This is a genomic window from Anaeromyxobacter dehalogenans 2CP-1, from assembly GCF_000022145.1.
Lineage (GTDB): Bacteria > Myxococcota > Myxococcia > Myxococcales > Anaeromyxobacteraceae > Anaeromyxobacter > Anaeromyxobacter dehalogenans.
This window is the reverse complement of sequence record NC_011891.1, coordinates 4093169-4116604: the sequence shown is the minus strand read 5'-3', so window position 1 is coordinate 4116604 and position 23436 is coordinate 4093169. Positions and strand designations below refer to the sequence as shown.

Genomic DNA, 23436 nt, shown 5'->3' with positions numbered 1-23436 from the left:
GGTCTTCGCAGCCGCACTTCCAAGCAGCGAGCGAGGGAAGCAAGAAGATGCCATCCGTTCAGACTCAAGCTGTTCAACAGGAAAACCTGGCAAGCGTCTTCGAGGAACGCGCAGAGAATCTCTCGAAGAACGAGCTGATGTCCTGGACCGCCGAGGGCGCACGCGATCGGCACATCATCGCGAAGCTCAAGATGCCTGGAGCAAAGCTGCTCAGCGGCCCTCGTGGTAGCGGCAAGTCGACCCTGTTGAAGAAGGCCTACTACGACTTGCTCGGGGGCGATGATGCACTACCGGTGTACGTAAACTACTCGCGATCGCTCGCGCTTGAGCCCTTGTTCCATCGTCGATCCGACGCGCCTCAGCTGTTTCGGCAGTGGGTGGCGCTAAAGATCGTCGATGGCACCGCAAGCGCGTTACGAGAGGCCGAGCGAGAAGAGCCGCCCGATGTCGCCGCGCTCGCACGCGAGGCGAAAGGCTTCATTCAGGCGCTAGAGACAGGAAGTCCGCCGAAGGAACTACCTAAGCCGATCGCTCCATCAGCGCTTCTGGCGCTGCTTGAGCGCTGGACGGCGGCATGTGGAATGCGGCGCTGTGTGCTCCTGCTCGATGACGCGGCACATGCATTCTCGCCTGAGCAGCAGCGCGATTTCTTCGAGATCTTCCGCGAAATGCGCTCACGGGTAGTGTCGGCGAAGGCCGCCGTGTACCCCGGGATCACAAGCTACTCGCCTTATTTCCAGGTAGGTCATGAGGCCGAGCTCGTAGAGGCGTGGTACCAGCCCGAAGACGCAGGCTATCTGGAAATGATGCGGGACATGTATGAGCGGCGCGTCCCTGGCGAGCTCCGTAACCGCCTAGCCGGCAAGAGCGAACTCATCGACTACCTAGCTCTCGCGTGTTTCGGCCTGCCCAGGGGCTTCCTACTCATGCTCTCGCAGATTCTGGGCGTTGAGGAGGATGCCTCCGTGAAGCCTACGCGGCAGAGCGCTGACAAGGCGATCGCGGCTCACGCCGCTATTGTTCGCGGCATCTTCGAGGCGCTGAAGGCAAAGTTGCCTCGATACAAGAACTTGCTAGATGTTGGTGAGGAACTTCAGACGGCGTTCGTGAAGGCTCTGCGCCAATACAACAAGAACAAGTCCAACACTCGCAAGGCGACTGTTATCGCGCTCCAGGAGCCGATCGACTCGGAGCTGTCGACGATTCTCGCGATGCTCGAATACGCCGGTATCGTTCGCAAGATCGAGCCCGTGTCGCGCGGAGTTAAGGGCCGGTTCCAGAGGTACGTTCTCCACTACGCAATGGTGCTTAGTGAGAATGCCCTGAGCTTGGGTCGCGCCCCAGCAACCCTGGCGGCGATCACAGCGCTGCGGCAGCGCTCGGCACATGCGTTCGTGCGTGCGCGGGGCGCGTCCTTGCTGGGCGAGGATTACCAGCGGCGTTGCGTTCTGAATCTCGCGCCTTGTCCAAGTTGCGGCGCATCGAGGGTGTCGCCGGATGCTTCCTTCTGCGTGAAGTGCGGCAAGGAGTTGGTCGAATCGTCTGTATACGAAGACCTGCTCCGCGCTCCCATCTCCGCGCTGCCACTTACGAAGAAGAAGAAGGACGGGCTTCTGTCGAATACCAACATCAGAACCGTGCAAGATGTGCTGTTGGACGAGGACACGCAGAAGCTTCGTTCCGTGCCGTACATCGGGCGGGTTTGGGCGGCTCGTATCCGGAACGCAGCACTGGAGTTCGTGAGTGTCTAGCCGACAGCCATGGCCGAAGGTGTGCTCTTCTGAAGAGGCGCTAGCGCTTGACTGCGGCAAGTTCTGCGCGCCAGCGGCGAAAGCTACCGAGAGTCCGATCGATGAGTACTACGCGTATGCACGCAAGGTCATCACGATCGGAACTCAGGACGCGCTGGAGGCCAACGATGTGCTCGGTCGCGTTCTGATCCTCGGTCTTGTTTCAGGTGTCGAACAGTTCTTTCGATCGGTCCTCGCACGCACCATCCAGGTTTGTCCGCTGTCTCGGGCGCACGCTGCTGACCAGCTCGTCGCGTTCGGTGCTGTCGACTACTACCAAGGAGAGGAGCTTCCCCTCGGACTCTTTGAGGGTACGAGTTTCGCCTCTCGCACCGAGATCAAGAGCAGAACCAAGAAAGTACTCAACGTCGACGTTCCGGACGGCTCGTCCGTGGCGACGGCCATCGCTGAGTTCGAATCGGTGTGTCAGCTGCGTCACGCCGCTGCGCACTCGCGCGGAGAGCTGAGCGCGGGGAACGCGCGAGCGCTCAAGCTAGACGGCAAGGGTCGGCAGCACGTGCGCGTACGGCTCGCGGAGCTCCACGCAGCCGCGAAGGCGTGTCAGAACGTTGTCAGAGCGTTCAACTCTTTTCTCTTTGAGAGTGTTGTGCTGCGATGGGCCAAGGACGAGTTGATCGTAGGCCGGTGGGAAGCGGATCGTGGTCGGTTTGAGCAGGCGCTCGCGCTCTTCTACTCGCGCGAGGACATGGGTGACCTGAGTGACCCTGCGGGACTCTACAGTGCCGCGGTGACTCGCATCATCCCGCTAGACGGAAAGCGGGCGCGCGGCCCCGGAGCTCCGGCCGCACCAACCGCGGGCCCCGCGCCAGACACTCTCGAATCTGGCCCTGCGCAAGCGCCGGGGCGGCCCGATTCGTGACCGAGCCCAAGGCCGCGCGGCCGACCAGCACGGTGCGGACGGGCCTCCAACCCCGCCTCCACGGCTCTGGTCGGTTCCTGTCAACTGGTGGCGGCTAGCGTTCGCGGGAGGAAAGCGGGAAACCGCTGGCACACCGAGGCGTTACGAGAAATGGCGAGCGTCGTCGGACGGTTGCGCCACGGCGTACCAGCGGGTTCAAATCCCTTTTCCCGCTCCATCTAACCCCCGGCTTCGGCCGGGGGTTTTTTCTTGGCTACGCCGCTGGTGCCCGCCTGGTGCCCGCGCGCTCGGGGGCCACCGCGTCGAGCAGCATCACCGCCTCCCGCTTCACGTCGCGAATGATGTTCGGGTACAAGAACCAGAGGATCAGATCCCGAAGCCGCCCGGTGACCTGCGGCAGCTCATGACGGATCACGAGGTCGACTGTTTCCGCCGTGGGGCTCTCGAAGAACTTCTGGATGTCCGCCTTAATCACCCAGTGCCGGCCGGCGCGCACGTTCTGGAGCGCCATCCGAACAGCGGTGTAGATCGACCGGTCGCTGACGTAGGCGTGGCACCCGGGCAGCCACATGCCGTTTGTCAGCGGCTCTAGCGTCAGTAGCACCATGCTCTGGAGCAGCCGGACGCGGAAGCTCTCGAGGTAGGCGATCCGGTCCTCATCCACGAGTGTCTCGATCGCGTCATCAGGCTGAGAGGCCGGCTCGCGGGCGCTGATCATTCCGGCGGCATCGAGGCTTGGTTCGAGTAGCGCGCGCAGCCGGCGCTTCGAGCCCTCGCCAGTGGTCGTCATGCACTCCGGAATCAGGACGCGCGGCTCCGCGACGACGCGCCCGTTCCGGACCACCGCGTGGGAGGAGATCGGGATCTCCAACGCGGCCGCGAACTCGGTGTCGGCGGTGGCCCAGGTGTGCAGCCTGTCCCGCCACGGGAAGATCACCCGCGGCTTCGTCCGTTCAACCGCCTTCGCCAGTCGGTCCCTGCGGAAGAGCGCCTTCGTGGTCACGACCCAGGACCGCAAGCGGTCGCGCAACCCGGTTGCGTGACCCTCGGCGAGTCTCGTGCGAGAGGACACGCACCGTCGCGCCGAGGTCATCCATTCGATCGACTGCCATCTCGCTCCTCCGAACCGGCACTACACGGCCGCTCCGATCCGAGTCGGACCTTCCGTCCTTCGTGTTGTGGGGGAGGCACTCCAGGCCGTTGGCCCGGGCCAGCGATGCGCTACGGCTCGCGGTCTAGGAGGCAATCTCGACGCTGTCAACAGCCGCACGGCTTCGGGCGGCCGGCGAGTAGGATGTGAGGACCGATGCGCCCCTCGATTCGATACCTCGTGCGCGACCGCGAAGGGATGTTCCGGCCGATCGCGGTTTCCGCTGTCAGCGCATTCACGCGCCAGCAGGCGCCGCTACGGCCTGCCAGCGGTCGCTTCGTGCACCTTGTCGAGCTGGAGACATGGACCGAGGGCCGCCAGGTCGTCGCGGTCGACGGAGTGATGTTCCCGAAGTACCGGACGCTCGCCGATGGAATGGTCGACCAGGACTACAAGTTCCGGGAATTCTGGGCGCCGCTTGAAGAGCACCGGCGCCTTGATCGCCGCGCACCGGTCGTGAGGATCGACGGCTACCGGAAGGCCCTGACCCGCCATGACCGTCTCCACCGGTGGAAGCCGACTGAGCGAGACTGGGCAGCGCTTCGCGCGTACTTGGAGGGGTTGGGGCTCACCGTCACCAGTTCGGGCGCGTTCCGTCCAGGCACTTCTCGCCCGCATCGCGGTTGATCGAGCCCGCGTCGTTCGCGGCGCCGTCGTCGATGCGCTGTCGCCTTCATGAACGGTGCGTCGACGGCGATCACGCGGTCCTGCGCTGGCGATCCGAGGTTCCCTCGCCAGTTCAGGACGTGAGTCCTGCCAGGTCACTCGTCTCCAGCGTGACCTGGAAGTACCGAATCCGCAGTCCCTCCTTATCGCGGATGCGATCGATGTACGCCCGCGCGGCTGGTGTGAGCGGCGCCGGAGCAGCGACGATCAGCTCCGGGCGCGGGGAGTCGGGGCGCTCGTACCAAGCATATTCAAGGAGCTGCCCGATGGCATGGCGCAGCGCGAGCCGGGCTTCGGGATCGGACTTGACCTCGATGAAAGCGTGAAGATCCGGGTGCTCGACAACGATGTCGACCCGGTTCCTCTCCATGACGACGGCGCACCCGTACTTCTGGTCCAAGAGATCGAACAGGTGATTCTGGAGCTGGTTGTGCCGGGCCTCGACCTCTGTCGGGCCAGTAGGACTCCTGGGATCGAAGTGCTCTGGCCTGCGGTTGCGCGTGCCTGCGCTGCCGCCGAGGCCGAAGTCCCCCTCGCCAGCAGAGGTCAACACGTATCGGTGAAGGCTCCACACCCGATGGTCCGCGGGAAGCGCTTCGGGCGGGTCCGCGATCTCCAAGTCACTCGCTAGGAATCGGATGTTGAAAGGGGCGAAGCTGTGGGATACCGATTCCAAAGTTGACGTGTCCCCTCCGATGGCGGTGACCTCGTCCCGCATCTTCCTCAGCAGCCCTCGCCTCTCGAACTCCGCGTGAGCGGTGCGCGCCTGCTGTTCGGTCAGGACCTCCGCGCGTCGGATGCGACCGACCCAGAGCCGGCGCTTGGCGGGGTCTTTCGTGTAGAGCCCAACGTCGATGACCTCGCCCTGATGACTGTCCCAGGCGCGGTTTACCGGCTGGAGGAATCCGTACCGCCAGCCGTCGATCTCCCATAGGTTGTTGAACAGCCACTCTTCGTGTCCAAAGCCATTCGTTGAGACGAAGCTTGGCTGGAGTTCGAGCCCGCGGGCCTCGCCCGTGGCACAGCGCCACCCCTTGGAGTTCCAGCAGATACGAGCGAGGTACGTGGTCGGGCCACAGGCGAGACTCCAGTTCCGGAGCGCCTCCGGGTCTCCCGAGACACCCTTGCTCTTCTCGCGCTGTAGAGCGACAGGATAACTGACCCCCTTGCGACACAACTTCTGACCCCCTCTGCCCTCAGCAAGGAGGCGGAGATGGGCAGCGAGATGGGATTCGTGGCACCCCCGACGACGGAGGTGCCGATGGTCGAGGCGGAGGCGGTCAGGCAGATGCGTGACCTCGCGGGTAAGGGCTGGGGCGCGAAGCGGATCGCGCGCGAACTCGGCGTGGCTCGCAACACGGTGCGTCGGTACCTGCGCGGCGCGGTGGCCGATCTCCAACGGCACCCTTCACAGCAGCGGCTCGACGACGTCCGGCGAGCTGAAGCGGTCGCGCTATTCGAGGGCGAGGCCGAGGGCAACGCCGTGGTCGTCGCGCAGATGCTCGGTGAGCGCGGCGTTGAGGCGAGCGTGAGGACCGTGCAGCGTGCCGTGGCGGACCGCCGGCGCGAGCAGCGCGCCGCCGACGTTGCGACGGTCCGGTTCGAGACCGCGCCGGGCCGGCAGATGCAGATCGACTTCGGCGAGCGCCAGGTCTGGATCGCCGACGAGCGCGTGACGGTGCACTTCCTGGCCGCGGTGTTGAGCTACTCGCGGCGGATCTTCGTGAAGGCGTTCCTGCACGAGCGTCAGGGCGAGTGGCTCGACGGGATCGCGTCGGCGTTCCGCCACTTCGGCGGCGTGCCGCTCGAGGTTCTCGGCGACAACACGCGCTGCCTCGTCGCCGGCCGCAACCGAGAGGCGCAGACCGTGATCTTCCACCCGGCGTATGTCGCGTTCTGCCGCGATTGGGATGTTCAGCCGCGCGCCTGCCAGCCATACCGCGCCAGGACCAAGGGTAAGACCGAGTCCGGCGTGAAGTACGTGAAGCGAAACGCGATCGCCGGTCGGCGGTTTAACTCGTTCGCGCACCTGCAGGACCACCTATCCGCGTGGCAGCTCCTCGTGGACGGCCGCGTGCACGGGACGACGCACGAGGCCCCTGCGAAACGCTTCGAGCGCGACGAGCGCGAGGCACTGAGGTCGCTGCCCGCGCGGCCGCTCCCGACGCACGGCCGTCGCCTGCAGCGGCGCGTCGCGAACGACTCGCTCATCGACATCGACACGGTCCGCTACAGCGTTCCGCACCGCCTCGTGCGCGACCGCGTCGAGGCGCTCGTCACCGCCGACGAGGTTCGCATCTTCCACGGCCGCGACGTCGTAGCGGTTCACGCGCGCTCGTTCGAGCCGCACGCGCGGGTGATCGACCCGGCCCACCTCGACGGCCTCTGGCGCCGGCCTGCGGCTGAGAACCTCGTTCCCATCGCGCAGCCGCTCGCCGCGCTCGGACGGACGCTCGACGACTACGCGGCCGTGATCGGCGGTGCCGCGTGAGCACCGAGATCACGCGGGCTCGCGTCCTCGAGAGCCTCGGCCGGCTCCGCCTCGGGCGCATCGGCGAGCAGCTCGACGCGTTGCTTTCGACCGCGGCACGGGGCGAGCCGACGTACCTCGACTTCCTCGACACGATCCTGCGCGAGGAGGTCGGGGCGAAGCAGCGGAAGCGCGTCGCGATGGGCATCCAGATCGCGCACTTCCCCGCGGTGAAGACCCTCGACGACTTCGACTTCAAGTTCCAGCCGAGCGTCGACCAGAAGCTCGTCCGCGAGCTCGCCGTCAGCCGGTACGTCGCGAACGCGGAGAACGTGCTCGTGTTCGGCCCGCCCGGCGTCGGCAAGACGCACCTCGCCATCGGGCTCGGGCGCGCCGCAGTCGAAGCCGGCTACACCGTGCTCTTCACGAGCGCGACGGCGTTGCTGGGCGCGCTCTCGAAGGCCGAGACCGAGGGCCAGCTCGCGGAGCGGCTCGCGTTCTACGCGAAGCCCAAGCTGCTCGTCGTGGACGAGCTGGGGTACCTGCCGTTCGAGAAGCGCAGTGCGCACCTGTTCTTCCAGCTCATCGCGAGGCGGTACGAGAAGGGCGCGATGATCATCACGACGAACCAGGTCGTCACGCAGTGGGGCACCGTGTTCGGGGACGAGATCCTCGCCGCCGCGATCCTCGACCGGCTCCTGCACCACAGCTTCACGCTGATGATCCAGGGCGAGAGCTACAGGCTGAAGCAGAAGCGCAAGGCGGGCCTGCTCGGCAGGGCCGAGAAGGCGAACTGAACCCCGAGGCGGAGGGGGTCAGAAGTTCTGTCGTTTGGGGGTCAATTCCCCCTGTCGTTTGACACGCGCTCGCCTCGGCCGGTCCAGGTAAGCGGGGTCTGCGTCGCACGGACCGTGAGGACGACACGGCCTGGCACCTGCTCGTCGTCTGCCCAACTCTCCAGCACGCCTTGCCGGTACGAGGAATTCGAGTGGCTCTCGTGAAGTGCCACGTATAGCTGGCCAGGCTTCAAGTAGCTGCGGCTCAGAGCCCAGCGGCGGCTCTCGAACCTGCCGTTAGGCAACTCGACGATGTTCTCGTTGGCGTGGCAGACGAGATGGACCCCGAGAACGGTCTGGTTGCTCATGTTGGTGGCCCTCCCGAACGCGATGGCGCTGCGCGCCCTACGCTATCAGCTGGACGTGAAAGCGGGAGGCGTCTGGCCCACGAACGGTGGGGAGGTCTACTCGGCCTGGCCGGAGAGATGCGGCAGCAGGTGCGCGTACTTCTTCCGGTCCGGGCTCCTCGCCCAGAAGTCCCGCAGCCCCTCGACGATGATGTCGTTGAGCGGCACCCCGCGATCGACCGCGAGGTGCCCAAGGGCGCGGTGTAGTTCGAGGGGGAGCCGGCACGTGACCACCTTGTGCGCTCCGTGCTTGCGGGGCCGGCCAGGGCGACGACGCTCGGTCATCAGGGGACCTCCAGAAGCGCCAGGTTACCGGTTCGTCTTCCTTTTGACAAATCAGAATAAAAGATGCGGTAAATAGCGTGGAGGGAACGCCGTGACCGCTTCTCGCCAAGCCCCTGCGCGCCGTCCGGTATCTTCGCGTCTCGACCTCGGACCAGAACCCAGAACTCCAGGCGGACGAGACGGCCCTCCTGATCGAGCGCCGGGGCTGGGAGCTGGTCGATTCGTTCGTCGACCGCGGCGTGTCGGGTTCACGCGACCGCCGCCCGGAGCTGGAGCGCCTGATGGCGGGCGCCCGCCGGGGCGCGTTCGACCTCGTGGTCGTCTACCGGGCGGATCGGCTCTTCCGTTCGCTGAAGGCGATGGTCGTTCACCTGGACGAGCTGGCGGCTCTCGGGATCGGGTTCGTATCCGTGACGGAACCGTTCGACACCACGACTCCCCAGGGCCGGCTTCTGCTCCACCTCGTCAGCGCGTTCGCGGAGTTCGAGAAGGGCGTCCTGGTCGAGAGAACGAAGGCCGGGATCGCGGCTGCGCGCCGCAGAGGGGCCAAGTCGGGCGCACTCGGGTCGAGGTCGACGTGGCAAAGGCGCTCACCCTCCGCGCAGAAGGGAAGGGACTTCAGGCGATCGCGCGGGAGCTGGGCGTCGGAAAGGCGACTCTCCACCGGGCGCTGAAGGAGGCCTCGGCGCCCGTTCCAGAACCGGTGCTGGAACCACGCTCAGAATCGGGAGTGATTTCAGCGGCCGCTTGACCCTCGATCAGCGGTCGAAAGCCGATCGGTTGTCGACCGCGTAGGAGGCGTCTTGAACGAACCCAGTCCGCTGCTCCGCCGGCTCGCTGCGATGGACGCGGTGTGCGCCCGAATCCCTCGCGGCTCCTACGGCGTCGTCGCAGTGGATCCCTTCGATTTCGAGCCGGGGGAAGAGCTTTCGCTGGTGGCTGTCTTCCCCTCGCGCGAGGTGGCGGAGGCCGCGATCGCCAAGATGGTCAGCGCCGAGCGCGACCGGGAGCACTGGATGGCAAGCAGCTTCCAGGTCTACGAGGGGGTCGGTTCAGGGGAGCCGGAGTAGGCTCCGCGGGCGGACGAGCCGCGTTCGTCTCTACTGCCCTGGCTCGCCGAGATCCAGCGCGCAGGGCGACGTCCGAGGGGATCGGTAGAGAAGGCATGCCTTCGTCCTGGGCGAACGGGCCATCCCGAGGGCCGAGCAACTCTGGGAGGCGCACCTCGAGCACCTGGAGAAGGACGGCGAGAGATGAAGGCCAAGACGAAGAGCTGGAAGCAGATCGAGAAGAAGCTCTTCACGCGCGAGGAGATCGCCGAGGCGGAGCGGGTCGCCGAGCGCGAGATCCTCGAGATGAATCTGCGCGAGCTCCGGCAGGCTGCCGGCAAGACCCAGGAGCAGGTCGCCCGCGCCGTCAAGATGAAGCAGTCGGAGCTGTCGCGCGCGGAACGGAGGGAGGATCATCTCCTCTCGACGCTGCGGAGGTACGTGGAGGGGCTCGGAGGCGAGCTCGAAGTCGTCGCGCGCGTACACGGCAAGGTGGTCCGTCTTCGCGGAGTGTGAGCGCGCGCGCGCGCGGCGCTCAGTCGATGCTGGTCCGCGGCGCTCCCGGCGTTCCGCATGTCCCCGGCTCGTCCTCGCCGTCGTCGCCATCCCGACTGCCGGGCGAACCCGCCGGCGGCGGCCCGGGGCAGCGGTAGGAGGGATCGACGCGGCCGAGCTCGCGCACGTGCTGGATCCGCTCTGCGACCTTCGGGTGCGTGGAGAGGAGCCTCGGCATCGCGCCCAGCGAAGCCTCGCGTTCGACGCACTGGAGCAGGCACAGCGCTTCCACCATCGGCAGGGCGGAGCGGCCGGCCGCGCGCAGGAAGCGGACCGCGTCCTCGTCGGCCTCGCGCTCGGCGTCGCGCGAGTAGTCGAACATCGCGAGCGTGGCCGGGATCGCCGCGGCCTGGCCGGAGAAGTCGCCCCAGAGGAGGCTCGCCGCGGCGCCGACGCCGGCGCTCTTCAGGAGCGCCTGCACGGAGTGGCGTCGGGCCACGTGCCCGAGCTCGTGGCCGACGATCGCGACGAGGCGATCGTCGCTCGCGGTGCCGCGCACCAGGCCATCGAGCAGGACCACGGTGCCGCCGGGGAGCGCGAAGGCGTTCATGCTGGGCCCGAACCCGGCGGACCGGAAGACGAGACGGTACGTCACCGCGGGCGCGCCGAGCCGCGCCGCCTCGTCGACCCGGGCTTGCGCCGCGCGCTGCTCCTCCTCCGAGAGCGCGGTGGGCCGGAGCAGGTGGCCGTCGAGGAGCTCGAGGACGCCGTCCCCGAGCCGCCGCTCGGCGCTCGCCGGCAGCGCCCGGGCGATCCAGCCCGCGGCAGCGGGGAGGCCGTAGACGTATGCCGCGACGATGACCCCGACGCACGCGACGACGGCGGCGAGCGCGGCGCGCCAGCGCGCCTCGAGCCGATCCACGAGGTCAGGGCGCCGGCCCGCCGCGGCGAGCGCTGCGGTGAGGGCGGTGCCGTCCGCCACCTCGATCACCGCGCCGCCGGGCAGGCGGATCTGCCGAGGCGCCGTGGCGAACGCCTCGGTCACGGTGAGCAGGGAGAGGCCCTGCTCGGAGAGGTGCGCGCCCTCGGGCGTCGTGACCGTGAGGACGCCCCCGGCGATCGCGATCCGGACCGGCGTCGCGGCGGCGCTTCGTCCGTCGAAGAGGAGGCCTTCGAGGACGGTCTCGCTCACAGGCCGATGTCCCACCCGAACAGATCGACCGCGCCCTCGCCCGTCGCGGAGCCTTCCGTTGCCAGTCTCCCCGCCGCGATGGTCTCGAGCGGCGCCCCGGCCTCGAGCGTCATGCACTCGAGCCGGTAGCGCGCGATCGCCACCGCGGCCCACGGCCAGTACACGCCGAGCGTGAGGAGCGTCAGGACCCCGTTGACGATCCAGACGCGCATGAGGCCGCGCGCCGTGATGCTCGTCGCGAAGCGCACCGGGCCCGCGTGCGTCCGGGTCCAGACGAGCCGCTGCAGGCGTGCGGTGAAGATCGCGCCGACGACGGCGTACGAGAGGCCGAGCACGGCGTAGGTGGCGACCATGATCGGGACGAGCGCGCGCGTCATCGTCCCCGGGTCGTTGCCGCCACGCGCGGCGAGGCCGATGCCGCCGATGACGATCCCCAGCAGCAGGAGGAAGGGCAGCGTGAAGAGAAAGGCCTTGCCGTAGACGCCGTAGAACGCGCGGGTGGACGGCTCGAACTCGAACGCGAGGTTCCCGTACTGCGCGCGGCCGTGCTGGTACGCCTTCAGCCGCGCATGCAGCCAGGGCCAGAAAGCGAACAGCGCGAACTCTGCGACGACGAACGGCAAGGGGTTCGCCTGCTCGCCGGGCGCGATCCGCTGGATCGTTGCGAGCGCGCCGATGAAGAGCACCCCGAGAACCATGCCCGGCGCGAACACCGCGTACGCCCGCCCGGCGGTGGAGTCGAACCCGAACCGCAGCCCCCGCCAGCTCGTGTTCGCGAGCTTGAAGCGCATGGACGCGTGGAAGAGCCAGGGGCCGAGCAGCACGAGCACCACGCCGGCCACCAGCCCCGCGGCGACCGAGATGCGCCCGGCCACCGAGTACGCGAGGAAGACGGCACCGGCGAGCAGCCGGCCGCGCAGGATCGCGCCGGGGTTCCCGTGGTACTGGAACGCCGCGCCGGCGACCTGCGTGTTGCTCCAGAAGTAGCGCGTCTTGCGGACCTTCGCCCACGCGGACCAGACCCCGAGGGTCACGAGGGTGAGGAGCAGGTTGACGATCCAGATCCGGAAGTACTCTCCGCCCGACCCGGTGAACCGGATCGGCAGCGGCTGGGGCCGCGGTGCAGACCCGGTCGGGAAGGCATCGGCCGGTGCTGCGGGCATCGACGCGGCGAACTCGGTCATGGGTGGTCCCTCGATCCGCCGCGGGCCAGGGCGGCCGCCGACGCGGAGCCCACAGCGTTATCACGGAGAGTCGTACGAAGCCTACGGGGAACTTCACTCAGCGCACATGGGCAAGGTGTGCTCCTCGCGCCAGCTTCGGTGGATCGCTGCCGACGTCGTGAGCGGGGCGCCGGAGGAGGGTGATGGATCACATCCGTGCCCTGCGGTGGCGCCGAGCCAGAATCCCAGGCGTCGCCATCGGAGACTTCTTCCCTGCGGGTGAGTGGGATCGCGCCTCGAGCAGATCGTGGCGAACCTGGTGGGGAACGCCCTCGAGTTCGGCGCGGGGAAGCCGGTGGACGTGTCGTGTCATCGCACGGCTGGTGGGCCGCGCGTGCGCCGTGCGCCCGCCGGCGATGCACCGGAGCGTGGCCGGGCCCCGAGCGCGCGCGACCGCTCGGCGCAGGCGGCGCGGCGGCGGGTCGCACGTCGAACTGTCGCGCCGGGTTCTCGATCCGAGAACCGGATTCTCGGACTGAGGGTCGCGCCCCTGGATGGGAGGGCCCGTGCGCCCGGATCCACGCGGGGTTGCGCCGCCGGTCGCCATGGCACGCCTGCTGCTCAGAGGCGACGTCCGAACCCCCATCCAGAAGGAAGGCGGCATGAGCAAGGACAGGTCGCACGGTTCAGGAGCGCTGGACCCCTACACGAAGGACGTGCTCGAGCGCGGCCTCTCGCGCCGCAGCTTCCTGCGGCGCGCGGCGGTCGGCGCGGCGGGCGCGGGCGTCCTCGGGGCCACCGGGCTCTCGGCGGGACCCGCCAGCGCGGCGGACAAGGGGCTCGCCTACGCGAAGAGCTCCGACGGCGGCGCGACGCTCTCGTTCATGCCGAAGCCGAAGCCCATCGCGGAGAAGGACATCGCCACCACGCAGACCTTCGACGTGGTCGTGGTGGGCGCGGGCGCCGCGGGCGTCCCGGCGGCGCTCTCGGCGGCGGAGCACGGCGCGTCGGTCGCGGTGATCCAGAAGGCGCCGTTCGCGATCTCCCAGGGCAACTCGGGCACCGGCATCGACCTCGCGAAGAGCGACAAGGCCGGCGTCGAGGCGCTGGTCGCGAAGCTCCTCGCGGACAACGCGCACCGTCCCAACCCCAAGCTCATCCGGCAGTGGGCGTACAACTCCGGAGAGGCGGTCTCCTGGGTGATCGACCGCGCCAAGCGCGGCGGCGCGCAGGTGATCGACCAGGGCAACCTGCAGCAGCGCGCCATCCTGAAGGTGAACGGCTACACCCTGAACTACGTCACCTCGTTCTTCGGGCCTAAGCCGTACACGACCGGTGACGGCATGCGCGCCCTCGCCACCGTCGCCGAGAAGGCGGGCGTCCGGTTCTTCTACGGCACGCCCGCCGCCCAGCTCGTGCAGGACCGGACCGGCGAGGTGAAGGGCGTCATCGCGAAGGGCAAGGACCACCGGTACCACCGGTTCCTCGCCAGGAAGGGCGTCATCCTCGCGACCGGCGACTACCAGAACAACGAGGCGATGAGCAATTACTTCCTCCCGGACCTGAAGCACCTCGGGCGGAAGCAGCTGGACAAGACCGGCGACGGCTTCGTGATGGCGTACTGGGCGGGCGGCGTCATCGAGCCGATCGGCCACACCAAGATGCTGCACGACTTCGACGCGGGCCCCGCGTCGATGTGCGACATGCCGTTCCTGGCCGTGGACCGCGAGGGCAAGCGGTTCGTGAACGAGACGGTCGAGATGTCGCTCATCAACAACTACCTGCGCGACGAGAAGAACGCGGGCCACTACTCGCAGATCTTCGACTCGAACTACATGACGCAAGCGGCGAGCTGGCCGGGCAAGCTCGTGCCGCCCGAGGGGCTGAAGAACTACATGCCCGACGACCCGGGCCCGAAGAAGGGCGTGTTCGAGTCCCTCGTCAACACGCACGTGGCGGACACGCTCGAGGCGCTCGCCCGCAAGATCGAGGTCGACCCCTCGACGCTCGTCGCGACGGTGAAGCGGTACAACGAGCTCTGCCGCCAGGGTCAGGACGCCGACTTCGGCAAGCCGGCCGACAGGCTCGCCCCGGTCGAGAAGCCGCCGTTCTACGGCATCCACCGCAAGGTGCGGGTCTCCGCCATCTGCTCCGGCCTCCTGGTCGACGAGCAGCACCAGGCGCTCGACGCGGACGGCAGGAAGATCCCGGGCCTGTTCCTGGTCGGCAACCTCGGCGCCGGGTTCTACGGCGGCACCGACTATCCGCTCACGGTGTTCGGGCTGTCCCTCGGCCGCTGCTACACGTTCGGCTACCTGACCGGCCGTCACGTCGCGAAGCTGTGATCGGCGACGGGACCCCGCGCGACTGAATTCATTCCGACGCGCAGGGCGCCTCGCGTTCGCGCCCCGCACGTCACTGGAGACGACATGAACTGGATGTCCCGGCGGAAGCTCTTCGCCCTCTCGCTCGCCTCGCTCCTCGGCGGCCTCGTCGCGGCGCAGGCCTCGGCGGCCGACGCGGTGACGGCCGCCACACCCAAGGCCGCTCCCGCCGCCCAGGCGAAGGCCGACGCCCTCGCCAGGGTCCACGCGGCGGCGGGCGTGAAGTGCGCCCAGTGCCACGTGAAGGCGGCGAAGGCCGCGCCCGTGGAGATGGACCGGTGCGTGAGCTGCCACCCCACCAAGGCGCTCGCGGTGCAGACGGCCGGCGTGAAGCCGCGCAACCCGCACGAGAACCGGCACTACGGCACCGAGCTCGACTGCAACGCGTGCCACCACCAGCACCGGCAGTCGGAGAACTTCTGCCTGCCCTGCCACAACTTCGCGTTCCAGGTGCCCTGAGCAGGATCCGCGTCACGCCTGTGCAGCGCGGCGGCGCCCCGCCCCCTCTCCCCCGAGGGGCGGGGCGCCGCTTGGTCTCGGGGCGCCGGGAAGGACGGCCGCAGCGCCGCCGAGCGCAGGCGTCCGTCGGCGCCCGCTCACACCGCGCTCCCCCGGACCGGCCGCCCGGCGAGGCGCTCGCGCGACAGCCGGAGCAGGCCAGCCACCAGCAGCACGATCACGGCGGCGTGGAACGCGAGGTCGGGCGCGGTACGCGGCCCGATCCCGATCGCGATCGTGAAGAGCCCCACGGCGGTGCCGAGCAGCGCGAACGCCTGCGCCCCGACCGCGAAGCGCCGGGTCGATGCCGGCCGGGCGACCGTCGCGAGCAGCGCCGCCGCCAGCTCGAGCCCGATCACCGTCTCGGCGGTCGCCGCCCGGGCATGCTCGTGGCCGCGCCAGAGCACGCCCGAATGCACGCCGGCGGCCGACAGGAACGCGGCCGCTTCCACCGCCAGGAACCAACGCGCCACGCGCGCCATGGCATCCTCCTCGTCCACGCCCCGCGGACGACGAGACCATGGGCACGGACGCGAGGCGGTTCAACGAGAGAAACACTTCGACACACCCGCGCAAACCGTTCCGCCTCGGCGAGCCCAGCCGGTCAACGTGCTCGTCCCGGCCGGTCACGCGGCGGCGTGTGCGCCTGGACCGGCGGGTGGCCTCGCGCCGGGCCACGCGGGATGACGTCGATGGTGACGCGAGGGTCGTCCTTGGCGGCGAGGTTCTGCTCCGCCCGGACGAGCGCCCGCGGCTCGGCGCGCGTGAGCCACAGGTACGAGTCGGGCGCCCTCACGAAGACCGAGACGGGGAAGGGCAGCTTCGGGTGCAGCGTGTAGCGAACGCACGGGATGCTTCGGCTGGCGGCCTCGATCGGCGCGTTGCCGTCGTTCCGGATCTCGAGCGTCACGGTTCGAGGCTTCGGTGTGAATGCGACGAACGTGATCTTTGCCGACGCGCCCTCGTCGAGCGCGAGCTGGCTCGCGGCGAGCGCGACGCCGTAGCCGGCGAAGGCGCGGCCTCGCGGCACCTCGAGGCCCTCGTCCTCGCGCTCGACCCCGTGCTTCCCGCGCACCGCGGAGCGCGCGCGCCCGGTCGCGAAGTCCACCTCGAAGCGGCGCAGCTCGCCGCTGCCATCCGTCTCCACCCAGGCGTATCGCTCCTGGGCGAGCTCGGGGGAGAGCGCGAACTCCGCCGTCTCCTCGGCGAGCCGGCCGCCCGGGAACACCCACCGCGCGCGCACGAACAGCCGCTCGCCGCGCCGCTCCTGCACGAGCTCCCCGTCGGCGATGACCGCACCCGACCGATCGCTCATCGACGGGAACCCGTGCAGCGCGCCCGGAGGCGAGCGCACCTCGACCGCCCCGGCGGACGGCGCCAGCAGCGCGAGGGCGAGCGCGAGGGCAGGGCGCATCACCTCCAGAGGTTGGGCACTGCCGCGGGCGGACGCGCGCCGTGTCCGGCCGTGGGGTTCGATGGCGGCGGGAACCCGAGGAAGGCGGCGGACCTCGCCCGCGTCCGGGAGCCGGCGGACGTCCTCCTCGTCTCCGCGGCCGACAAGCTCGACAACGTCCGCGGGAGATGCGCGCGCGCTGGCTTGACTCGTTGACCGGCCATACGAAAAGTGAGAACGTGGCGCTTCGGGAGATTCGATGCCACGAGCTCTGCTGCTTGCAGCCGTCGCGGCCCTCGCCGTGGGCTGCTCCCAGGGGACCGAGAGGGTCTCCGGTTCCGTCGTCGTCAGCTCGCCCATCGAGGTCTCGTCGGTCGCGGCGCCGGTGGAGGTCGCCTCCGTCTCGAGCCCCGTCACCGTCGCTCAGGTGACGGCGCCGATCACGGTCGCCGACATCGCCAGCCCGATCACCGTCGCCGGCATCGCCACCCCGGTCACGGTCGCCGGGATCCAGGGACCGGTCACCGTGGCTGCGGGCGACACGCCGGTCGTGGTCTCGCTGCCGCGTCCGGAGCTCGATCCCGAGCGGATCGAGACGGGGACGTGGAATGGCGCCACTGCATCGACCTGCACAGGAGGTGAACCGTGCGCCAGGCTGATCGACGGCCCCTTCGTCCTCACGGATGTGCTGGTGCGACCGGACAGGCCCGCGCTGTTCGCGGACCCACCCACGGCCACGCTCTCCGTCAGGAGCGCAACCGATCCGCTGGCGGCGCCTCGATGGGGGATCCGTCTCGATGGCGGCGGCGCCATCGGCCAGTCCGATGCCGGCGGGCGATACGTCGAGGCGGCGTGGGCGCCCGTCACCATCACCGGAGCTCGACTCGCGGTGCGCTCCGGCGAGAGCCTCTATGTCGCCGTGAGGGGCACCGGGGTCGGGGTCCAGGTGCTCTGGTCCGGGTTCCGGCCGTAGGCGGCGCACGCGCCGAAGCGCTCGTGAACGGGACCGGGGCGGGGCGCGGGTCCACGAGCCGCGCGGTCCGCTCACTGCTTCTTCGAGCTGCGGAGGTACCGGTAGAACTCGGTGTCGGTGCCGAGGAACAGCGAGGTGGAGGCGTCCACGGTGCGCGGGTAGGCCTCGAGCGTCCGCAGGAACTGGAAGAACTCGGGGTCCCGGCCGAAGGCGGCCGCGTAGATCCGGGTCGCCTCGGCGTCGGCCTTGCCGGACACCTCCTGCGCCTTGCGGTACGCCTCGGAGCGGATCGCCTTCAGGTCGCGCTCGCGCTGGCCGCGGATCTCCGCCGCCCGGCCCATGCCCTCCGACCGGGAGCGCTCCGCGATGCGGCGCCGCTCGGAGATCATTCGGTCGAACACCTTCACCTGCACCTCGTTGACGTAGTTGATCCGCCGGATCTGGACGTCCACGAGCTCGACGCCGAACTCCTTCACCACCTCGGCGGCGCGATCGCGGATCTGCCGGGTGAGCCGGTCGCGCCCCGCCTGCACGGTCTCGAGCGCCTCGGCGCCGCCGAGCTCGGCGGAGTACTCGTCGTCCTCGAAGGTGCGGTTCGTGGTGCGCACGGCTTCGATGAGCGCGAACGAGGCGATGGCGTTGCGCGTCTCGCCGTCGATGATGTCGTCGAGCCGCGACTGCGCATTGCGCTCGTCCCGGAGCCGCTGGAAGAAGCGCAGCGGGTCCACGATGCGCCACCGGCCGAACGTGTCCACCCAGATGTACTTCTTGTCCTTGGTGGGGATCTGGTTCGGATCGCCACGCCAGTCCAGCCAGCGCCGGTCGAACCGGTTCACGGTGTCGGCGAACGGGAGCTTGAAGTGCAGGCCGGGCTCGGTGATGGGCTCGCCCCGCGGCTCGCCGAAGCGGGTGATCACCGCCTGCTCGTTCTCGGTGAGGGTGTACGTGCTCGCGGTCACGGCGAAGACGGCCACGACGGCGAGGACGGCCGTCACGACGGCTGCGCGGGTCATGGCTGCCCCTTCACCTGCGCCGCGGCGCCCGCCGCGGGCGGTGCGCCGGCGCCGTTCATCCACAGCATGGGCGTGACGCCCTTGTGCGACTCGTCCACCACGACCTTCTGCCGCGTGCGCTGGAGCACCTCGGCGAGCGTCTCGAGGTACATGCGCCGGCGCGTCACGTCGGGCGCCTTGCGGTACTCCTCGTGGATGCGGACGAAGCGGTCGGCCTCGCCCCGGGCGCGGTTCACGCGCTCGATGGCGTAGCCCTCGGCGGCGCGCAGCGTCTCCTCCGCCTCGCCCCGCGCGCGCGGGATCTCGCGGTTCAGGTCGGCGTACGCCTCGTTGATGGCGCGCTCCTTCTCCTGGAAGGCCTGGTTGACCTCGTTGAAGGACGGCTTCACCGGGTCGGGCGGGTTCACGTCCTGCAGCACCACCTGCTGGATGTCCACGCCGGTCTCGTAGCGATCCGCGAGCCCCTGCAGCAGCGCCTTCGCCTCGGTCGCGACCCGCTGGCGGCCGGTGGTGAGCACCTCGTTCACCGAGTGGTCCCCGACCACCGCGCGCATCGACGCCTCGGAGATGTCCCGCAGCATCGCCTCGACGTTCTTCACCTTGAACAGGTACTGGTACGGATCCTTGATCTTGTACTGGACGATCCACTCCACCACCGCGACGTTCAGGTCGCCGGTCAGCATGAGCGACTCGCGCACCAGCTCCGGCTTCTCCGGCTGGTAGGTGGTCCGCCCGTCGAGGTGCTCGGTGCGGAAGCCGAACTCGGCCTTGAGCTGCCGCTGCACCGGGACCTTGGTGATGCGGTCGACGCCGAACGGGATGCGGAAGTGCGGTCCGGGCTCGACGGTCCCGATGAAGCGGCCGAGGCGGAGGATGACCCCGACCTCGTCCGGCTCCACCTGGACGTAGGACGTGGTCACGCCGACGAGCGCCACCAGCGCGGCGATCACGAGCGGCAGCCGCCCGCCCAGCGCGCTCCACAGCCCTCGCCAGAAGTCACCCGGTCCCGGCTTCTGCGGTCCGTCCACGACCCGAGGGCTCGATTCCATCCATCTGGCTTCGCCCGGTTCCACCCAAAATGCAAGCCGGCGAGGCGCACGTCCGGTGACGCGGGGCGGCGGCCGGGGTTCACGGTGGGGCGAGCCGCCCCGGCCCACCCGCGGACGCGGCTACGCCGCCCGCCCGGCGTCCTCGTCGTCGCGCGCCTCGGCGTCTGCCGCGGCGGCGGTCGCGGGCGAGCCCCAGGCGATGGGCCGGCGGAACAGCCAGCTCAGCATCCCGGAGATCCGCCAGAAGGCGGTGAGCTGGCGGAGGCCGAGGTTCTCGACCAGCACCGCGCCGATGAGCGCCGCGAGCTGCTTCGGGCGCTGGTACACGTGGAACGACTTCTCCTCGAGGAGCAGCGCGTTCGCGGAGAGCAGCGTCGCGACCCCGAGCGCGGCGACGAAGAACGCCGCGAACGAGCTCCAGGAGATGACGCCGAGCGCCCAGGCGGCGCCGATCACCACGTACCCGGCCACCTCGACGACGGGACCGAACGCCTCGAAGAAGAGCAGGTTCGGCACGGTGAGCCAGCCGGCGGCGCCGCCGCGGCGGTGGAACAGGAGCCCGCGGTTGCCGGCGATGGCCTCGAGCAGGCCGCGGTGCCAGCGGACGCGCTGCCTGCGGAGCGCGGCGAGCGTGTCCGGCACCTCGGTCCAGCAGATCGGGTCGGGCACGAACGAGATGCGGTAGGGGCGGCCGGAGAGCCGGTAGAGGCGGTGCAGCCGCAGCACGAGCTCCATGTCCTCGCCGACGGTGTCGGTCCGGTAGCCGCCGGCCTCGATGACGGCGGTGCGGCGGAACATCCCGAACGCGCCGGAGACGTTGGGGAGCGCGTTCACCGGCGCCCAGCCCAGCCGGCCGAACAGGAACGCCCGCAGGTACTCGAGCACCTGCACCCGGGCGACCCAGCCGCGCGGCATCCCGATCTCCTCGACGAACCCGTCCACCACCCTGCAGCCGTTCAGCACGCGGATGGTGCCGCCGCAGGCGATGGTGGAAGGGTCCTCCAGGAACGGCCGGACCACCCGCGCCACGCTGTCGCGCTGCAGCACCGAGTCGCCGTCCACCGCGCAGAACAGCGGGTACCGGGCGGCGTTGATGCCCGCGTTCATGGCGTCCGCCTTGCCGCCGTTCGACTTGTCGAGCACGCGCACGTTGCGGTGGCGGAGCGACCGGAACACCCGCCGGACCGGCGTGGAGGGCACCGAGATGCGGTACGCCTCGGGGAACGGCACCAGCTCGAACTCGCGGGTGAGGACCTCGAGCGTGCGGTCGGTGGACCCGTCGTTCACCACCACGATCTCGAGCTCGGGGTACTCGAGCTGGAGCAGGCACCGGATGGTGCCGGCGATGGTCTCCTCCTCGTTGAACGCCGGGACGATGATGCTCACCGGCGGCTCGAGCCGGGAGAAGAACCGGGGCAGGAGGAGCGAGGCGCGCGCGTCCGCGTCGCGCGCGATGACCCGCAGCGAGACGAGGTTGAGCGCGAGGTACGACACGGTGAGCGCGACGAAGTAGGCGAGGAACGCCCACTGCACGACCTCGATGAGCCGGAGCAGCGTCACGACCGCACCTCCGCGAGCGCCTGCCGGACGATGTCGCGCGCGTAGCGGTCGCCGGACGCCTCGGCCAGCGCGAGCACCTCCTGCGAGGTGCCGTACGGCCGGGCGGCGAGCGCCTGCGCGGCGCGGTAGCGGACCCACCACTCCGCGTCCCGCAGGAGGCCGGCCAGCAGCTCGCGATCGGCCCGCTCGCCCACGCGCCCGAGCGCGGCGGCCGCCTGCACCCGGACCGACCACGACGCGTGCCGCGCGGCGCGGCGGGCGGCGTCGAGGAGCGCCGGGCTCCGCACCTGGCGCAGCGCCGCGGCAAGGACCTCGGGCTCGTCGGCGCGCTCGAGCAGCGCGGCCAGGATCGGCTCCACCCGGTGCGCGTCCACGATGGACGCGAGCGGGAGCAGGCGCACCAGCGCGGGACCGGGCAGGGCGGCGCAGAGCGCGGCGAAGCGCTCCGACACGCGCGGCGGGCTCGCCTCCCCGAGGACGCTCGCGAACAGCGGCACCGGCCAGTCGGCCCGCCGGGCCAGCCGCGGCAGCAGCTCGGCCGGCGCGCCCTCGGGATCGATCCGCACCAGCGCGCGGGCCGCCGCGAGGGACAGGTAGGAGCGCGGGTCGTCGAGCCAGCGCAGCACCTCGGCGCGATCCTCCGCGCGCCCGAGATAGCCGAGCGTCCGCAGCGCCAGCACGTGCCCGAGCGCGTCCTCGCGGCGCAGCCGGGCGCCGGCGAGCGCCCGCGCGCCGAGCGCGTCGCCGACCCGGGCCAGCCGCTCGAGGGGCTCGCCGCGGATGCCGTCGAGGAGCTGGACCCAGAGCAGCAGGAACGCGTCCTCGTCCTCGGGCGGCAGGGCGGGCAGGCGCGGGCTGCCGCCGGCGATCGCCTCGAACAGGACCGGCCGCCAGCGCGCGACCACGTCCTGGCGCCTTGCCTCCGCCCGCGCCAGCCGCCGGCGCATGCCGAGCACGCGCGCGACGAGCACGGCGCTCAGCAGCACGGTGAGCAGCCCGGTCGCCCAGGCGGCCCGGACCACCGGCTCAAAAGCTCCGGCGAACGCCAAGGCGCCCTCCCACCCGAGTGTAGAGGTCCCCCTGCCGCTGCGCGGTCAGGTCCCAGGTGACCGCCCACGTGGCCGAGAGCGGATGGGCACCGGTGAGCGCGGCGCCGAGCACGTCGGTGCGGAGCACCGCCCCGCCGCCCAGCGACTCCAGCTCGCGCCCGGCGGCGACGGACACGCCCACCCGCCCGCGCTCGCCGTAGTAGAGATCGAGCGCGAGCCGGCCGCTGCCGCTCCACGCACCGTGCAGGCCCGCGGCGGTGCCGCTGGCGGCCGTGCGCCAGCGCCCGAAGTACCGCTCCAGGCCGGCCGTGGTCAGCGCGACGGTGCTCGCCCCCAGCTCGCCGTCGTAGCGGAGCAGGCGACCGCCCAGCGAGGCGACCCAGCCCGCGCCCAGCCCGCGCTCGGCGCGCGCGCCGGCCGACCACCGCGGGAGGAACTCCCAGGTCGGGCTGGCCGAGCCCTCGACCCCGAGCACGAACCCGGCGACCGGGGCCTGGGCCCAGATCGCCGCCTCCACGTCGTCCTCGCGGAAGCGCGAGGCCTCGCGCAGGCTGCCGCCCGCGGCGAGCGCGCGGTCGCGATCGGCGACCCAGGCGAGGTCGAGCGCGGTGGTGCGCCAGGCCGGACGATCGCCGGAGAGCGCCTCGGCGCCCTGGCTCAGCTCGACCGTGGACGCGGCGGCGACGGCGGGGACGGCGACCGGGACGAGCAGGGCGAGCGCCGCGAGCACGCGCCTCACGGCCGGTCCTTCGCGAGCCGCTTCAGCTCGGTGATGAGCGCGCCCGGATCGAACGGCTTCTCGAGCCAGGCGTCCACCCGCGCGGCGCCGCCGCCGATGGAGCGCGTCGCGCCGAGGAGCAGGATGGGCACCTCGCCCCAGCGCGGATCGGCGCGGAGCGCGGTGGCGACCGAGAGGCCGTTGCGACAGGGCAGGAGCTGATCCAGCACCACCGCGCTCGCCGGCTCGTGGCGGGCCGCGTGCTCCAGGGCGGCGCGGCCGTCGCCCACGACCTCGGGCGCGAACCCCTCGCGCTCCAGCAGGAACGCCAGCAGGCCGGCGATGTTCTCGTCGTCCTCGACCACCGTGATCCGGCGGGGAGGGCGGTATCCCGCACGCGTGTCCACGGCGAGGACTGTGCCCGCAGCGGGCCTGCGAGGGTATCGCGTGGTCGTGGGGTGCGGTGTGCGTTCGAG

The 23436-nt window shown here is 70.1% G+C and carries 24 protein-coding genes; 11 read left to right on the top strand and 13 right to left on the bottom strand.

Annotated elements, in window-relative coordinates; all coding sequences use genetic code 11:
- Positions 1-47 precede the first annotated feature (47 nt).
- Positions 48-1751: a hypothetical protein gene (locus tag A2CP1_RS18620; RefSeq protein ID WP_015934793.1), complete on the top strand. Its 1704-nt coding sequence runs from the start codon at positions 48-50 to the stop codon at positions 1749-1751.
- Positions 1744-2670 (top strand): hypothetical protein, encoded by a 927-nt coding sequence (locus A2CP1_RS18615; RefSeq protein ID WP_015934792.1) that lies wholly within the window; start codon positions 1744-1746, stop codon positions 2668-2670. Before A2CP1_RS18620 ends, A2CP1_RS18615 begins: the two co-directional genes overlap by 8 nt.
- 253 nt (positions 2671-2923) lie before the next feature.
- On the opposite strand, the gene A2CP1_RS18610 is transcribed toward A2CP1_RS18615, so the two are convergent.
- Positions 2924-3673, bottom strand: a complete 750-nt coding sequence (locus A2CP1_RS18610) for an RNA-dependent RNA polymerase family protein (RefSeq protein WP_015934791.1) — start codon at positions 3671-3673, stop codon at positions 2924-2926.
- A 303-nt stretch (positions 3674-3976) separates the two neighbouring features.
- Between A2CP1_RS18610 and A2CP1_RS18605 the strand changes: the two genes are divergently transcribed.
- Complete coding sequence (locus tag A2CP1_RS18605) at positions 3977-4447, top strand: hypothetical protein (RefSeq protein ID WP_041450556.1); 471 nt, start codon at positions 3977-3979, stop codon at positions 4445-4447.
- A 112-nt stretch (positions 4448-4559) separates the two neighbouring features.
- On the opposite strand, the gene A2CP1_RS18600 is transcribed toward A2CP1_RS18605, so the two are convergent.
- The gene (locus A2CP1_RS18600; RefSeq protein ID WP_015934790.1) at positions 4560-5663 is read right to left on the bottom strand and encodes a hypothetical protein; all 1104 of its coding nucleotides are present in this window, start codon (positions 5661-5663) and stop codon (positions 4560-4562) included.
- Between the two features lie 36 nt (positions 5664-5699).
- Here A2CP1_RS18600 and istA point away from each other — a divergent pair, with 36 nt between their 5' ends.
- Both istA and istB read left to right on the top strand, forming a co-directional pair.
- Positions 5700-6977: an IS21 family transposase gene (istA, locus tag A2CP1_RS18595; RefSeq protein WP_012632795.1), complete on the top strand. Its 1278-nt coding sequence runs from the start codon at positions 5700-5702 to the stop codon at positions 6975-6977.
- Positions 6974-7753, top strand: coding sequence for an IS21-like element ISAnsp5 family helper ATPase IstB (istB, locus tag A2CP1_RS18590; RefSeq protein ID WP_012632796.1), 780 nt, complete (start codon positions 6974-6976; stop codon positions 7751-7753). The genes istA and istB overlap by 4 nt, the downstream gene beginning before the upstream one ends.
- A gap of 41 nt (positions 7754-7794) precedes the next feature.
- Here istB and A2CP1_RS18585 read toward each other — a convergent pair whose 3' ends face one another.
- Entirely contained in the window at positions 7795-8100 is a 306-nt protein-coding gene (locus A2CP1_RS18585; RefSeq protein ID WP_015934789.1) for a hypothetical protein, read from the bottom strand.
- Positions 8101-8537: 437 nt separating this feature from the next.
- Here A2CP1_RS18585 and A2CP1_RS18580 point away from each other — a divergent pair, with 437 nt between their 5' ends.
- From A2CP1_RS18580 to A2CP1_RS18570, 3 genes are all read left to right on the top strand, one after another.
- Positions 8538-9098 (top strand): recombinase family protein, encoded by a 561-nt coding sequence (locus A2CP1_RS18580; RefSeq protein WP_081444555.1) that lies wholly within the window; start codon positions 8538-8540, stop codon positions 9096-9098.
- Between the two features lie 129 nt (positions 9099-9227).
- The gene (locus A2CP1_RS18575; RefSeq protein WP_015934787.1) at positions 9228-9494 is read left to right on the top strand and encodes a hypothetical protein; all 267 of its coding nucleotides are present in this window, start codon (positions 9228-9230) and stop codon (positions 9492-9494) included.
- A 183-nt stretch (positions 9495-9677) separates the two neighbouring features.
- Positions 9678-9989 (top strand): helix-turn-helix domain-containing protein, encoded by a 312-nt coding sequence (locus A2CP1_RS18570; protein WP_015934786.1) that lies wholly within the window; start codon positions 9678-9680, stop codon positions 9987-9989.
- 19 nt (positions 9990-10008) lie between these two features.
- On the opposite strand, the gene A2CP1_RS18565 is transcribed toward A2CP1_RS18570, so the two are convergent.
- Together A2CP1_RS18565 and A2CP1_RS18560 are read right to left on the bottom strand one after the other, a co-directional pair.
- Positions 10009-11160 (bottom strand): M48 family metallopeptidase, encoded by a 1152-nt coding sequence (locus A2CP1_RS18565; RefSeq protein ID WP_015934785.1) that lies wholly within the window; start codon positions 11158-11160, stop codon positions 10009-10011.
- A complete protein-coding gene (locus A2CP1_RS18560; protein WP_015934784.1) occupies positions 11157-12344 on the bottom strand; it encodes a YjgN family protein in 1188 nt (395 codons plus the stop codon). Before A2CP1_RS18560 ends, A2CP1_RS18565 begins: the two co-directional genes overlap by 4 nt.
- A gap of 641 nt (positions 12345-12985) precedes the next feature.
- Here A2CP1_RS18560 and A2CP1_RS18555 point away from each other — a divergent pair.
- Both A2CP1_RS18555 and A2CP1_RS18550 read left to right on the top strand, forming a co-directional pair.
- Complete coding sequence (locus tag A2CP1_RS18555; RefSeq protein ID WP_041450554.1) at positions 12986-14668, top strand: FAD-dependent oxidoreductase; 1683 nt, start codon at positions 12986-12988, stop codon at positions 14666-14668.
- 84 nt (positions 14669-14752) lie between these two features.
- Positions 14753-15166, top strand: coding sequence for a cytochrome c3 family protein (locus tag A2CP1_RS18550; RefSeq protein ID WP_015934782.1), 414 nt, complete (start codon positions 14753-14755; stop codon positions 15164-15166).
- 137 nt (positions 15167-15303) lie between these two features.
- Here the strand turns inward: A2CP1_RS18550 and A2CP1_RS18545 are convergent, their stop codons facing one another.
- Positions 15304-15687 carry a hypothetical protein gene (locus tag A2CP1_RS18545; RefSeq protein ID WP_015934781.1) on the bottom strand — a complete coding sequence of 128 codons (384 nt, stop codon included), beginning with the start codon at positions 15685-15687 and terminating at the stop codon, positions 15304-15306.
- Positions 15688-15809: 122 nt separating this feature from the next.
- The gene (locus A2CP1_RS18540; RefSeq protein ID WP_015934780.1) at positions 15810-16619 is read right to left on the bottom strand and encodes a hypothetical protein; all 810 of its coding nucleotides are present in this window, start codon (positions 16617-16619) and stop codon (positions 15810-15812) included.
- Positions 16620-16857: 238 nt separating this feature from the next.
- On the opposite strand from A2CP1_RS18540, the gene A2CP1_RS18535 reads away from it, so the two are divergent.
- Positions 16858-17571, top strand: coding sequence for a hypothetical protein (locus A2CP1_RS18535; RefSeq protein ID WP_015934779.1), 714 nt, complete (start codon positions 16858-16860; stop codon positions 17569-17571).
- Positions 17572-17642: 71 nt separating this feature from the next.
- Here the strand turns inward: A2CP1_RS18535 and hflC are convergent, their stop codons facing one another.
- From hflC to A2CP1_RS18505, 6 genes are all read right to left on the bottom strand, one after another.
- The gene (gene hflC / locus A2CP1_RS18530) at positions 17643-18584 is read right to left on the bottom strand and encodes a protease modulator HflC (protein WP_015934778.1); all 942 of its coding nucleotides are present in this window, start codon (positions 18582-18584) and stop codon (positions 17643-17645) included.
- The gene (gene hflK / locus A2CP1_RS18525) at positions 18581-19633 is read right to left on the bottom strand and encodes an FtsH protease activity modulator HflK (protein WP_015934777.1); all 1053 of its coding nucleotides are present in this window, start codon (positions 19631-19633) and stop codon (positions 18581-18583) included. Before hflK ends, hflC begins: the two co-directional genes overlap by 4 nt.
- Before the next feature lie 120 nt (positions 19634-19753).
- Positions 19754-21193 carry a glycosyltransferase family 2 protein gene (locus tag A2CP1_RS18520; RefSeq protein WP_015934776.1) on the bottom strand — a complete coding sequence of 480 codons (1440 nt, stop codon included), beginning with the start codon at positions 21191-21193 and terminating at the stop codon, positions 19754-19756.
- Entirely contained in the window at positions 21190-22242 is a 1053-nt protein-coding gene (locus A2CP1_RS18515) for a HEAT repeat domain-containing protein (protein WP_015934775.1), read from the bottom strand. The genes A2CP1_RS18520 and A2CP1_RS18515 overlap by 4 nt, the downstream gene beginning before the upstream one ends.
- Positions 22220-22981, bottom strand: a complete 762-nt coding sequence (locus tag A2CP1_RS18510) for a YaiO family outer membrane beta-barrel protein (protein WP_015934774.1) — start codon at positions 22979-22981, stop codon at positions 22220-22222. The genes A2CP1_RS18515 and A2CP1_RS18510 overlap by 23 nt, the downstream gene beginning before the upstream one ends.
- Entirely contained in the window at positions 22978-23367 is a 390-nt protein-coding gene (locus tag A2CP1_RS18505) for a response regulator (RefSeq protein WP_245529836.1), read from the bottom strand. The genes A2CP1_RS18510 and A2CP1_RS18505 overlap by 4 nt, the downstream gene beginning before the upstream one ends.
- Positions 23368-23436: the final 69 nt, after the last annotated feature.

Excerpts from the sequence above, each read along its gene's own strand:
- A2CP1_RS18620 (WP_015934793.1), top strand. The coding sequence starts at position 48 with ATGCCATCCGTTCAGACTCAAGCTGTTCAACAGGAAAACCTGGCAAGC.
- A2CP1_RS18545 (WP_015934781.1), bottom strand. The coding sequence starts at position 15,687 with ATGGCGCGCGTGGCGCGTTGGTTCCTGGCGGTGGAAGCGGCCGCGTTC.
- A2CP1_RS18535 (WP_015934779.1), top strand. The coding sequence starts at position 16,858 with ATGCCACGAGCTCTGCTGCTTGCAGCCGTCGCGGCCCTCGCCGTGGGC.
- A2CP1_RS18540 (WP_015934780.1), bottom strand. The coding sequence starts at position 16,619 with ATGCGCCCTGCCCTCGCGCTCGCCCTCGCGCTGCTGGCGCCGTCCGCC.
- A2CP1_RS18560 (WP_015934784.1), bottom strand. The coding sequence starts at position 12,344 with ATGACCGAGTTCGCCGCGTCGATGCCCGCAGCACCGGCCGATGCCTTC.
- A2CP1_RS18585 (WP_015934789.1), bottom strand. The coding sequence starts at position 8,100 with ATGAGCAACCAGACCGTTCTCGGGGTCCATCTCGTCTGCCACGCCAAC.
- A2CP1_RS18550 (WP_015934782.1), top strand. The coding sequence starts at position 14,753 with ATGAACTGGATGTCCCGGCGGAAGCTCTTCGCCCTCTCGCTCGCCTCG.
- A2CP1_RS18605 (WP_041450556.1), top strand. The coding sequence starts at position 3,977 with ATGCGCCCCTCGATTCGATACCTCGTGCGCGACCGCGAAGGGATGTTC.
- A2CP1_RS18570 (WP_015934786.1), top strand. The coding sequence starts at position 9,678 with ATGAAGGCCAAGACGAAGAGCTGGAAGCAGATCGAGAAGAAGCTCTTC.
- hflC (WP_015934778.1), bottom strand. The coding sequence starts at position 18,584 with ATGACCCGCGCAGCCGTCGTGACGGCCGTCCTCGCCGTCGTGGCCGTC.
- A2CP1_RS18555 (WP_041450554.1), top strand. The coding sequence starts at position 12,986 with ATGAGCAAGGACAGGTCGCACGGTTCAGGAGCGCTGGACCCCTACACG.
- hflK (WP_015934777.1), bottom strand. The coding sequence starts at position 19,633 with ATGGAATCGAGCCCTCGGGTCGTGGACGGACCGCAGAAGCCGGGACCG.
- istA (WP_012632795.1), top strand. The coding sequence starts at position 5,700 with ATGGGCAGCGAGATGGGATTCGTGGCACCCCCGACGACGGAGGTGCCG.